The sequence below is a fragment of the Maritalea sp. YIW29 genome, from assembly GCF_057219265.1.
Genome location: NZ_JBXVVF010000002.1, coordinates 1 through 12,752 on the forward strand (window position 1 = coordinate 1; position 12,752 = coordinate 12,752).

At 47.0% G+C, this 12,752-nt stretch carries 10 protein-coding genes; 2 read left to right on the forward strand and 8 right to left on the reverse strand.

What is annotated here, in order from left to right:
• From AC2D8L_RS09100 to AC2D8L_RS09110, 3 genes are all read right to left on the reverse strand, one after another.
• Positions 1-1,404, reverse strand: a 1,404-nt coding sequence (locus AC2D8L_RS09100) for a HAMP domain-containing protein (RefSeq protein ID WP_484685169.1), incomplete at its 3' end; no start/stop codon positions are given.
• 188 nt (positions 1,405-1,592) lie between these two features.
• Positions 1,593-3,203, reverse strand: coding sequence for a glutamate synthase-related protein (locus AC2D8L_RS09105; RefSeq protein ID WP_484685170.1), 1,611 nt, complete (start codon positions 3,201-3,203; stop codon positions 1,593-1,595).
• Positions 3,196-4,473, reverse strand: a complete 1,278-nt coding sequence (locus AC2D8L_RS09110; protein ID WP_484685171.1) for a cation:proton antiporter — start codon at positions 4,471-4,473, stop codon at positions 3,196-3,198. The genes AC2D8L_RS09105 and AC2D8L_RS09110 overlap by 8 nt, the downstream gene beginning before the upstream one ends.
• Positions 4,474-4,835: 362 nt before the next feature.
• On the opposite strand from AC2D8L_RS09110, the gene AC2D8L_RS09115 reads away from it, so the two are divergent.
• Positions 4,836-5,822 (forward strand): relaxase/mobilization nuclease domain-containing protein, encoded by a 987-nt coding sequence (locus AC2D8L_RS09115; RefSeq protein ID WP_484685172.1) that lies wholly within the window; start codon positions 4,836-4,838, stop codon positions 5,820-5,822.
• A complete protein-coding gene (locus AC2D8L_RS09120; protein WP_484685173.1) occupies positions 5,812-6,528 on the forward strand; it encodes a hypothetical protein in 717 nt (238 codons plus the stop codon). Before AC2D8L_RS09115 ends, AC2D8L_RS09120 begins: the two co-directional genes overlap by 11 nt.
• A gap of 163 nt (positions 6,529-6,691) precedes the next feature.
• Here the strand turns inward: AC2D8L_RS09120 and AC2D8L_RS09125 are convergent, their stop codons facing one another.
• The 5 genes from AC2D8L_RS09125 to AC2D8L_RS09145 form a co-directional block, all read right to left on the reverse strand.
• Positions 6,692-7,465, reverse strand: coding sequence for an adenylyl-sulfate kinase (locus AC2D8L_RS09125; protein WP_484685174.1), 774 nt, complete (start codon positions 7,463-7,465; stop codon positions 6,692-6,694).
• A gap of 32 nt (positions 7,466-7,497) precedes the next feature.
• Complete coding sequence (locus AC2D8L_RS09130; RefSeq protein WP_484685175.1) at positions 7,498-8,799, reverse strand: hypothetical protein; 1,302 nt, start codon at positions 8,797-8,799, stop codon at positions 7,498-7,500.
• A 137-nt stretch (positions 8,800-8,936) separates the two neighbouring features.
• Positions 8,937-9,974: a hypothetical protein gene (locus AC2D8L_RS09135; RefSeq protein ID WP_484685176.1), complete on the reverse strand. Its 1,038-nt coding sequence runs from the start codon at positions 9,972-9,974 to the stop codon at positions 8,937-8,939.
• Positions 9,975-10,021: 47 nt separating this feature from the next.
• Positions 10,022-10,711, reverse strand: a complete 690-nt coding sequence (locus tag AC2D8L_RS09140; RefSeq protein ID WP_484685177.1) for a 2OG-Fe(II) oxygenase family protein — start codon at positions 10,709-10,711, stop codon at positions 10,022-10,024.
• A gap of 16 nt (positions 10,712-10,727) precedes the next feature.
• On the reverse strand, positions 10,728-12,320 hold the full coding sequence (locus AC2D8L_RS09145) for a tetratricopeptide repeat-containing sulfotransferase family protein (RefSeq protein WP_484685178.1): 1,593 nt from the start codon (positions 12,318-12,320) through the stop codon (positions 10,728-10,730).
• Positions 12,321-12,752: the final 432 nt, after the last annotated feature.

The following is a 12,752-nucleotide window of genomic DNA, read 5'->3' on the forward strand; positions in this document are numbered from 1 at the left end:
CTGGAGGAACGAGCCTTGATAGTCCCCTTCCATCCGCTGGGTGAGGTCGGTATTGGCAAGAGCTGAAAGTACCTCACCGGTTTCGGTGACACCGCGGTCGACCGTTTCCACCAACTCGTTCACCCCATGGGCCAAACGGTTGAGTTCCTCATCTGGGAACTGGGCTTCCACCCGGCGACTAAAGTCACCCGCCACCGCAGCGTCCACCACTGCACCAAACGCCTGCTGCAAATCTTGCATCATCTTGGCGCGTTCAGATGTCCGCTCACGCTCGGCGATCTTTTCTTCCTCGGTCATTTGATTGACCCGAAGACCGTTCTCCCGGAACACTTCAACCGCACGGGCCATTTCGCCAAGCTCGTTCGTGCGGTTGGTGAAGGGGACTTCGGTTGAAAGCTCGCCGCTTGCCAATGTCCGCATCACTGATGTGATCTTCTTCAATGGTTGAACGATGGTCCAGCCGATTGCAAAGTTCGCCATCAGCGTCAATAACAATGCCGCACCGATTACTGCCAAAATGAACATGCGGGCGTTTTCTGTAACACCCTCCAAGCTTTCTCTTGCTTGCGAACCTTTGATATCTGCATCAGCAATAACAACTAGAAGTTCGTTGGCCATGCCCTGATAGAGTTCATCGAGCTGGGCTTGAATGTCTGTATATCTAGATTTCGCGCCTGCATATTCATCAAAAGCCACGTTGTAGGTATCGATCAATTCTGCAAGGGCAATTCGATCCATCGGATCGACATTTTCTTTTTGTGCTGCACGCAACACCTTCTTGATCTGTTTATCGACACCCAGAATGTTTCTGTCGCCACCTTCAAGGACAAAGTTTCGCTCGGCCAGGCGCATTCTAGTATATTCAAGGTTTACGAGGTTCGATTTGAAGGGCTTGATTTTCTTGGCGACTTCTTTGTCTGCCTGCGTAAATTCGAAATAGAAACCGCTTTCAGCTTTTGGCGAAATCTCAACGTTTGCTTCAACCAAAACATCGAAAAGACTACGATATTCAGCAAGCTGTACCTTAAGACGGTCAATGTTTTCGGCGATCGAACTGCCTTCAACCTGCTCTGAAAGAACATCTAGCAAAGCCGCTGCGTTCTCACTTTCAGCACGTTGTTGGTCTGCAATAGCAGGGTCATCGCGAAGGATGAAGTCTTTCTCGAACTGACGAACAGCCAAGTTACTCCGGCCAACGGCTTGGGCGAGCTGTTGGACTTTGGCGAAATGCCGTTCCGTTTCGATTTCAGCTGTCTTCTGCTGTTCTGAGAGAACAAACATCACGCCAACCGCGGCAATTAGCAATGCGCCAAGCACCGAATTTGCGGCAATTCTTGTCGATATTTTGAGAGACCTCAAAATGGAAAAACTGGGTTTAAAACGCAACGCACGCAAGAACTTCATGCCGGACACTCCTCAACATATTGCCCGTGATGTTAACGTTAATTGGTTTCTAATTGGTTACATACCATTGCAACTAATTGGTTTTATCGGCGCGACAGAATAGTCAAGTAATTCCATATAGATGCTTTCAGCCAAAGACGTGTGTACATCTAATTTTTGGCTAGCCCAGGCCTAACATCACTCACAATCTACCCAACACCACCAAAATTTACACCCGAAATTGCAGCCATGTCTTTTTTCCATGTTGTTAGATCATTGTGATTGAACTGGGACAAATGGGTATGCCCGCAGGCTCTAGCCATAACTTGCATCAATTCAACACTGGCACTGAAAAAGTTTGCCAATTGTTGTGCTGACTTTTCCACCACCAGCCGGTTCACAAGATGTGGTTTTTGCGTTGCGATGCCCACAGGGCAATTATTGGTGTGGCAAGCCCGCATGGCCAAACAGCCGATGGCTTGCATCGCCGCATTTGAAACAGCGATGGCGTCGGCCCCAAGGGCAAGTGCTTTGATAAAATCCGCAGGTTTTCGCAAACCGCCAGTAATCACCAAAGTTACGTCCGAACGGCCCAATTTGTCCAAATGCCGACGCGCGCGTGCTAAGGCTGGGATTGTAGGCACAGAGATATTATCACGGAAGATGACCGGCGCAGCGCCGGTGCCGCCGCCCCTGCCATCCAAAATGACATAATCAACGCCGACAGCTAACGCCGCGTCAATATCTGCTTCAATATGCTGCGCGGAGAGTTTGTATCCGATTGGAATGCCTCCGGTCTTGTCCCGCACGTCGTCTGCGAATTCTTTTATTTGGGAAATGTCTGTCCATTCGGGGAAACGCGGTGGTGAAATTGCGGATGTGCCGGGTTCAAGTTCGCGCACTTGGGCGATTTTGCCTTGCACTTTGTTGCCCGGCAGGTGCCCCCCGGTGCCCGTTTTTGCGCCCTGCCCGCCTTTGAAATGAAAAGCTTGCACGCGATCTAACTTATCCCAGCTAAACCCAAATCGCCCAGACGCTAGTTCATAAAAGTAGCGGCTATTTTCCGATTGCTCTTCGGGCAACATGCCCCCTTCGCCTGAACATATGCCTGCGCCCGCCAATTCTGCGCCTCTTGCCAACGAGACTTTTGCGGTTTCCGACAAGGCACCAAAACTCATGTCTGAAACGAACAGCGGGATATCAAGATGAAGTGGTTTTTTGGCGTTCGGGCCAATGACAATATTGGTGCCCACCTTGTCTTCATCTAGCAAAGGTGGTTTGGCCAGCTGCGCGGTTAGAATTTGAATGTCGTCCCAATCAGGCAACTCCCCTCTTGGGACCCCCATAGATTCGACAATGCCATGATGTCCGGTCCTGGTTAGGCCGTTTTTCGCATAGCTCTGGATCAGGTTATTGTATGGCTCTGCACTGTCCCCATGGCTTGGGTCGGCATAAAGACCGAGATACGCGTCGCGGTTGAAGGGTTGAGGGTTTGCGTGTCCCCATGCTTCAATCTCGTCCTGATCAACAAGAACATTATCGCCCTCAATCCAGGAACTGAATTTCGGTAATTTCTCGTCATTGGCATATGCAGAAACGCCACTATCCAGTCGATAGTCCCAGTTGTGCACACCGCAGATCAAATCGTCGCCACGCACAAAACCATCGGCCATCAAAGCGCCACGGTGGAGACATCTGCCGTAGAACACGGAGACCTTTTCATCAAAGCGCACCACAACGAGGTCGACCTCGCCAACAAGCGCATATTCAGGTTTGCGATCAGCAAGATCACTTAATTTGATCACAGGCACTTTATTCATCGGCTTTGTCTCCCACGTTATAATCAAAGTTAGTAGAAATCGATTTTGCAGAATGATTGATAGGCTGGGTCTCCGCACATGTCCCCATTTTGCTGATCTTTTGGCCATACCACCGCGCCGCTGGCGCCGCCGTGACGCCATGCAAAACAGCGCTTATCCAAACTGTGTTTATGGCCAGATGCAGAACATCATCCCCCAGCGCGTGCGGCACATGTTTTAGAACGAGCAGCGCAAACAATGCTGTTGCAAGCCCTCTTGGTCCAAACCATCCAAAAAACAGCCTCGTGATTGGCGATGCCTCCGTGCCGATCAGCGATATCCAAATCGCCAATGGCCGTACAATAAGCAAACTGGCCATGATCAGGCCAAACATAGGGGATGTTAGGTGGGCGATCGCTTCGGGCACTAACGCCACGCCGAGCAAAAAGAACGCAGCCCAAGTCAAAAGCTGCCCTTCGCTTTCGGTAAACTCAAATACAAATTTGCAGGATGTCTTTACGCGGTTGCCAAAGGCAAGGCCGGCGACAAAGGCGGCGATAAATCCATTGCCGCTCACCGCAATGGCGGCAAGATATGAAGCACCTGCCAGTGCCAACACACCGACACCTTCAAAGGTATCCGAACTTGTTCCCAACTGTTTTGCACGCACAAATGCGGTGCCACCAACAAACCCGACAATGGCCCCGACAAGCGGGCCTAATAGAAGCTGCATCAGCGTAAATGTGACCCAATTCATCTCACCTGCATCCGGTATTGTGGTCGATAAAGCGGCGAACAAAAGAACCGCGGGGAGTGCCAGCCCATCATTTAACCCGCTTTCAACCGTTAGAGCTCGGCGCGGCCTTATGGGCACTTCCGGGTTGGTGACAACCGCTTGACCCAACGCAGCGTCAGTGGGTGCCATGATTGACGCGACGAGTGCAAGGGCAACCAAAGGCCAGCCCGGCAGAAAGATAAATCCGGCTAGAGTACCAAGAAGAATTGAAAGAGGTAGACCGATGGCCAACATGCGAACCGGCCAAATGTGCTTTTTTCGCAACGCCGCTAGGTCAGTTTGAGCCGCGTCCAAAAACAGCAAAACAACGAGGGCAATTTCGGCGATTGGGTGCAAAAGCGTTTCCCCCAATTCTAGCGGAACTAGGCCGAACAGCGAAAAGATGGTGCCCGCAAATATGAAAACAATCGGCGCCGTGACGACCGTAGAAGACAGTCGCTTCGCGTAAAGCGCATAAAGCACAGTAACAGCGCAAATCGCCAAAAAACCAATCATCGCCCCTCCCTACCCTTATTCATACTGCGAGATTATGTTTATGCCTAATGTTTATGCCCCAACATCTGCATCGGGCATTTCAAAACATTGTGACGACGGGGAAAGGCAACGAGCTAACCGACGCGGCGGCAGCCGAATACGGGAAATCAACCAAAGTTAGCTTCACGACGGGTGTATGACAGATGTTTGGAAAAGAAGGAAATGGTGCACCGGGAAGGAAAATCCTCGAAGACCATCTTGGAAACCTTAGAGGAGTGGAATAGCTATCTCAAGGCAGAACACTTTGAGCTAGTCAATTTATCCCTAGAGCCAGGTGAGCGCCAACGAACTCATTCCCGAAAGCTGCATCGGGGGCCATCGCTATGAGGAATGCAAACGGGATATCAAATGTCGAAGCGATTGATGGGCAGTTTTCAAATGCGGTATCTGCTCCACGTAAGAAAACAGCAAATACACCGTTTGTCGGATTGCGTGTCACTGAAGCGGAAATGGCTCAGCTAAAGCATATGTCTGCTGGCATGTCGGTAAGTGCTTATGTCCGGCATTGCCTGTTTGGTGAAAACGCCGCACCGCGAAAAGTCAGAAGGCGTGTGCCGATCAAAGATCAGCAAGCATTAGGCCGTGTCCTTTCTGCACTTGGACAAACACGGATAGCCAATAACCTCAATCAAATTGCCTATGAAGCCAATTGCGGCTCATTGCTGTTGGACGTGCAAACAGATGAACGCCTGAGTGAAGCATGCCAACACGTCAAGGCAATGCGTGAGGATTTGGTGAAAGCTCTTGGTGTAGGCGGCGGCGCCATTCAATTAGCACGCCATCTCGAAAATGCAGACGACAATGAACATGTTATTTTACGCCATATACGAGGTTTCGTTTCGGACAGTGTTGCGGGTGCACTCTCAGAAGCATACGCGGTTAGTCGAGGAACCAAGTGCAAAAACTTTATGTTCTCCCTCAGCCTTAGTCCGCCTGAAAATGAAAAAGTGCCAATCGCAGTTTTTGAAAAGGCTATTGCCGACATTGAAAACAAGCTGGGCTTAACAGGCCAGCCATTTGTACTGGTGTTTCACGAGAAGGAAGGTCGGCGTCATGCCCACTGCGTTTGGTCACGCATTGATGGGAAAGCGATGAAGGCCATCAACATTTCGCACTACAAGCTCAAATTGCGGGATATTTCGCGGGAACTATATCTGGAGCAAAATTGGCAAATGCCGCGCGGCCTGTTGAATATTGAAGAACAAGACCCTTCAATTACTCATATGAAGAGTATCAACAAGCCAAACGCGCCAAAGCCAATCCAAAGGCCATTAAACAAACGTTTCAGGATTGTTGTTCGTGTCCGATAATGTCAGCACTTTTGCCCATGCTATGGAAGAGCGGGGTTATTATCTGGCAAAGGGTGACAGGCGCGGCTTTGTCGCCGTTGACTGGCGCGGTGAAGTTTATGCCATCTCAAAATGGATAGGACTTAGAACCAAAGAAGTAAGAGCCAAACTTGGTGATCCAGAGCATTTGCCGTCCATTGATGAAACCAACCAGGAATTGGCTAAAAAATTTACAGACAAGCTACGTCAATATGCCAATGAAGAAATCAATCGCTATCAAAGGGACGCATCAGCCCTGCTTGAAAAACGCAAAAGCTTGACACAACTTCATAAACTAGAGCGCAGCAATCTGGAAGTTCAGCAGGAAAAGATACGAATTAGACAAACCACACAGAAAACTTCGCAACTGCCTAAAGGCATTAAGGCGCTATGGATCCGCATTACTGGCAAGTACGCGAAAATCAAAAAGCAAATCGAAGAGGAAGCGCGTAACGCTAAATCTCATGCAATCAATGAAATGCAGAAGCTAATCGAACAGCAACTATCTGAGCGCCGCATTCTTCGGCATGAAATCCGACAGGAGCGCCACCATCATGCTCTTACATTCAAAAAACTCAATCGGGACATAGCAACGCAATTGAATTCATATCCTGGCGAGCAAATTCAAAGCCAACTTACAGCCAGCACGCCAATTCTAAATCAAAGGCGTGAGCGCAGACAAAAATAGGACTTCAGTTGAAGTTGTTCGCATTTCCGACGTCCGCTTAGATCCTATATTGACCACCGAACTTGCGCTAAATAGTTTGTCCGCCCGACGATTTGCTTTCGCTTGCTACACACAAAGCAATCGACTCAGGTATTATCAACCTAGCGGCGCATCCAGTGCTTAATCATGGAGCCAGTTTAATTTCGTTCCTTAGTTTTGTCGCTGATATGTTAAGCATTTCATGTGGCAATTTGATTTCGGTCAGATCATATCCGACATCTCGCCCATAGAAGATATGCGAAATGTTAGGCACTAAGACGACAGAAAATTGGCCCCTATAGTTTTTCAACCCAAGTTCAATTCGCTGTTTTACCTCGGAAAAAGAAAAAGGATTCCCGTCATCAATATTGTGTGTATCTCGCACTGCGATGCACGCTTGCCCCACTCGTTTTAGTCCTTCTTCAATCAACGCCAAATGTCCATCATGAAATGGCTGAAATCTCCCAACAAACAGCGCAGTTGGCAATTGTGGATCAAACCTATTTAGCAAAAGAGCGGCTATCATTTCGGCCCAATACCGCGGCGACCCCTCAGACGTCACACGAACATCGAAAGTGGTGGGTGGCTCAAATAATGCGTTTGTGTCGCTAAATCTACTTTCTTTGATTCTATCCACCCATATTGTAAAATCTGCGTTGAAACACTTTCGTGTCAACATCGTGGGACACACGAAATCGGCAACAGCAAAAGTGTGAGCTTCAACAACACGGTCGCACAACCAACTCATCCTGCGTGCTTGTTCAACTCGGTCTTGAAGTGAAAAACCTAAATCAACGTTGATGTTTTGCCGAACTTGATCTGCGTTGAATACAACTCCGTCGATCAATTTGGATAGCTCTTTTGCTAAACTTGTCTTACCGGCGCCCGGGAGGCCCATAATAAGTATTTTTTTTGACATTATGCGTTCCTAATTTGAATTATGTAACATCATCAGTCGATCGGTTTTGAATGAAGTCGCTCTAACTGGCTCCAATTTGCCAAGCAAATAAGGACTACTATGAAAATAGAGACAGCAACAAATCCATCCAAAACTATTCCATCCCAAACAGGTAGCGCAGGCATTAGCAGGGCAATGCCACCAATTCCCAATTTGAGAAAATTGCCGCTAGTAAAAATACATGTAGAAACGCAGAACCTCGCAACCCCTGACGTTCCAATTCCTCGAGAGAATGTACCAACAGACGTAACCAACGCGACAGTTTGAATTGTGAGAGTTTGTATCGCAATTAAGGAAAACGACAACATGTACACAGGGAGACTTGATAAGTCAGAGCTAACATCGAGCGCAAGAATGAGAGGCGGGATCAAGACTAGGTTCAGAAGACAAATAGCTCGCAGCAAGTGGTGTTCGCCGAGCTTGTCAGTTAACCTGCCTATCAATGGGGAACACAAGGACACAAGTGATTGTAAAGCTATGTAAGCCGTCAAAATGAAAACAGGTGAAAGACCAATTCTGTCAACCAAAAAAATCGGGAGCAACGCAACACCAAGAAGTCTTGCTGAAAAAAATGCACCAAAAAACGGCCTATTTTCCGCACTAACAAGTGCTTTTATGTATTCTCGCGCACCTGGGGGATCCCCCAGTTCTTTGGCAATTTCGTTATCACCAATATCTAATAATAATCGCCTGATTACAACAGCGCTATACGTCAACAAGGCGCACATTATCGTAATCACAATCACAAAATCTGACGTCGATATTCCATCTATTGCCAATACTATGATGCCGATAGAAACTGAATTCTTTACCAGTCCAGCCCTTTGTCGAGTTCGGCCGAAGAACATTCCCATCTGCCGTTTGTGAACTATCGATCTGACCAATGGAAACCAAGCGAATGTAGAAATCAATTGATTCAACAGACACAGACCAACAATTAGAAACATTGCGCTGTATCGTAATACAGGCTCGTTCAAGAGAAACACCGTTGGGATGAACATAGCTACGATTAGGGGCCGCAACACGTAGCCTTTTCGGACCACCTTGTTAAAACCCCATATGGATATTATGTAGGGCCCAAGCAAAACGACAATATTGGTGAAGACCAGCAAACTCGAGAGCAATACAAAACTCCCCGCGTCAAATCCAAGAATCTCCGCATAGAAAAGTTGAGCACTTGGTCCAACAACTACAAAAAAGACGGCAAACAACTGAATGAACACGTTGGAGTTACTCGCCGAGATAGCGTTTTTGCTCAATTGGCCGCCGTCCATGATGGCTTTATATCCAGTCATCCAACTCGCCTCCTAAAGTGTTATCAGCGGAACTACACATTCGGCAAACCTTGACCGGTGCAAGTTCTGCAATTGCCCAAATGCAAAAGGCTGAGGATTTCTCGGTGAGTAAAGGATTTGAATTCACGCGGAGCTGCTTAACCAACTAGTGGACGCGGAAGGCAAGTCAAACTTGCGCCCTCTGGATAATGCTGTTCAACCCAGCGTTCCGCTTCACGAATTTCAGTCTGCAATAGATGTTCAAGTTGGGCATTCTCCGAGATCTTCTTTTGGTGGTCAAATTTGGCGGAAGTGTTTTTTGAGTGTTGGCTGTAAGCACCGTTTTCAATGATCTCTTCAATGATCTCACCGGCAACAGACATATGAAAAAATTCAAAAGCTTCGGCTAAGACTGATCTCGGGCGGTCGAATATTTCTTTTGAGTTTAGCGATCTTACATTCAAATTGGCATCCATCAAAAGGTCCCTATAGTAAGTCATTAATCCTGACCAAACGACAGCAGCGCAAATTGCATCATTGGAAACCGAATCTATTGGAATTCGAATTCCAAAAACCTCCAAATCCATAATCGCCCTAGTAAGCATCCTGCGCACATACCTGCGGCGTTTGGGATGTTTAAGCATTGACGTAGTGAATGTTCGAAGCGGAGCATAAAGTAAAATCGCTGCGGACTCTTCATGTTTTGACAGAAGTTTTTGGGCTAAATTTATGCACGAGTCAGAAGGTTTGATTATCGGCTGCTCCGATCGCACATAGGTCCGGCTGAGCAATGAAATTGCCAAATCTAGCTGTTTTTCAAGGCCCGGATAAAGCTGTCCGTTATAACGTTGTTCGCGACTAGCATTCGCTATTTGATGAAGTAACATTGGCTCTCGGTAAACTAAGCTTTCGCCTGGGACACTTAAACAACGACTAAGCAATGTCGATCCACAGAATGCGGTATGGAATATCAGATTTAGCGCGCTTGCCTTTATTGGCAAAGAAGCATGAGCTCCTAAAATCTCTTGAAGGCCAAGTTGGCTGGGTTCACTGTTGCTTAAAGCGCGGTTGTCTAGAAATGTTGACTCCATGTAGTTTTCACGCGTCATTTCTAGCAATGCCACTTCATTGCTTTCCCAACTAATCGATTGGACAAATATGGATGGATCGCTAAATAACTTTGCAGCATTAATCATGTTCGTTCCAGTGTTCAATAATAGAATTGGGTGTGGGCAAATCAATCCTACGCGTCATGGAACCAGCCGCTGATTGTATATCTCTTCTTGCCGTTGGCAGCGCTTGTAATCGGCGCTACCCAGTGCATTTGGTCCGACGTCACATCAAAAATCGTCAAACTGTTGTATTCACAAGGCAGCCTACATTGGTTCCCCGAGCTTTGTCGGTACATAAAGTCGCCGCCATATTCCTTTTGCCAATCTTTTGATAAATACAACACGAACGTAATCCTTCGGCTTCCATCACGGTCATTATGAGGCGCTAAGTAATCACTCTCCTCCATTGCTTTTGCCGATAGACTAGCACTTTGTTTGAGATCCAATTTAGAAACCGCCGAGAACCAGTCATGTATCGCTGGATCACTCCTGAATGCTTCGAGTATCGCCAAAAAAGCATCCAAGTTTTTGCCCTGGCGACCAATTTTATTCGGTTCAATATTCGAGACGGACAACAGCTTGTCTTCGAAATTTGCATTTTCCCATTCTTCAATACTGACATTCCTCCTATCAAATAGATCCCGTCGCGTAGGCATCCACGTGGCGTCGAACTCTAAGAAGTTGCTCAGTGTGTCCGCTTGCTCGGGAATCAGAAACTTAGGAATATGCACCAGTGGGAAACTTGCATTTCTGAGTGTGTTTCCAAAATCGTCAATTGCACTTGCTGAAAGATGCTGCGAATTTATCCATTTGTGTAACATCGAGTATCCCTTTAATTTATTTGAATAGTTGGTGTGTTTTTGAAATATTTGAGAGAACAGACAAAACACTCAGGTGTCCGTCATATTTCTTCCAAAGTTCAATTGATGAATTTGTGAGGGGCTTTTTTACTTGAATCGAACTTAAAGTATTGATGGGTCTATGCTGCTTAGACTGCCGCCCATGAATAGGCTCGAATGGAAGGCCGCAGAAACTCAACACCTCCTCTAAAGTTTCCTTTGGTTTCAAAACTAGGTCTTCATACGAAACGTCAAAGATTGTATTAGGCAGGACACGGTGCCAGTGTTCCATTATTTTTTGGTATTGCAAATAGTGGGATACGATCCCATCTTCTGTTTTCGAATAACTGTGAAACCTCGAAAAATAGTTCTTGAAAATGGAAAGGCAATTGTCCATCGGGTTGCGATGGCAATGGAGAATTTTCGCATTTGGCAGCGATGCCTTGATCAATCCAATATTCGCAAAATTGTGCGGTAATTTGTCCGTGAAACAGCTATCAAAATGCAATCTACCCTTTACTCGTCTTAAATACTCATTTCCGATGTTTGAATATCTTTCGACTGGGTTTGGCCGCCCCTCAGATGATTTCGTCGAACTAATGAGCGTCTCTTGACGTGTTAGCTCATCCTCCAGCTGCTGCATATCTGCAAGTTCACCGCCTGCCGAGACCATGGAATGAAACGACATGAACTGCTCTAGCAAGGTGGTGCCAGAACGAGGCATCCCGACGATAAATATTGGAACGGCTTGAGTAGTGGAACGTGGAACTGAGACCTCAAAGAACTGCGGAGAATAATGAAGAATAGTCTTGTCAATTTTGGTTTCCCAGGCCTTTTGTTTTGAGCAGTCTTCGCCTTCTATCAAAAGTTCATTTGCAGCCCTAACATGGCTAATCGCTAGATCGTAGTCGCCAAGTTTCTCAAATACCCTGCCCAATGCAAACCCTAGAGTTGCGCGATCATGGACGCTTTGCTGCAAGTCATTCCAGGCATCGGTCATGGCTTTGACGACCAATGACGTTTGGTTTTGTGGTGGGTCGAGCTCTGCGATCGCACTTAGGCAATACGCGTTTGTGGGTAACTTTCCAAGGACAGTGCCAACCTCAGAGAGGGCTTTATGGCTTTCTCCCGTGGCAATAAACAACTCTATCTTACCAAGATTTGCGTCCAATGAACCTGGGACATTTTTGGAGAGATTATTGTATACGGTAAGCGCAGAATCTACATTTTGGTTTCGAAGATGCATTCTTGCGAGCGTGATATAGTCTTCGCTGCGACCCGGAAGTAGCTTGATGACTTCGGATTGCGCTCGAATTGCTTCGCTAACTCGACCACACCTATCTAGCACAATGGAAAGAGTCCTCCATATCGTAGGTTCGGCCTCGTTTTCCATAATTGCAGCATGAAGGTGCGCAATTGCAGCACTTACGTAGCCGTGTTGCAACAATACCTTTGCAAGTTTGTACTGTAGTTCAACATGCTGCGCGTTTGGAGATAGTACTTTGCGGAAATGCTCAATCCGGGTTTCAGCGCATTCGCATTCACAGATTAACTGAATCTGTGTTTCGTCTAATTCTCTATTAATGCGCAATAAACCATTCCTTGGATAGGCACACCTTAAAACACAGTTATGCAAGCGCTCAAACGTAAAGACGGACCCAAAAGCACTCTAAGGTATGCATCGTCATTCTTAGCTCACCCGCCTACTCACATATACGACGGGAGAACGGCGGTGCAGCAACAACATCTCGCTGCTGCACCGTGTGCGCGTAGTTTGCGATTTCTATTTGTTGGCTAGGAGCCTAGAAAGAAGGACGCTCGGTTGATGCCGGTTCGGCCATCTCAACAGGACTAAAAGAAGGACGCTCGGTTGATGCCGGCTCAGCCATCTCAATTTTACTACGGAGTTGTTGCGAAGAGAATACTGTCATTATTCTTCCTATCAATAATTTGTGACGCTTCGTATGAAATCCGAAACCGTCTTATGAATTTTATGAGCAACAGGCCCAAAATTATGAATTGC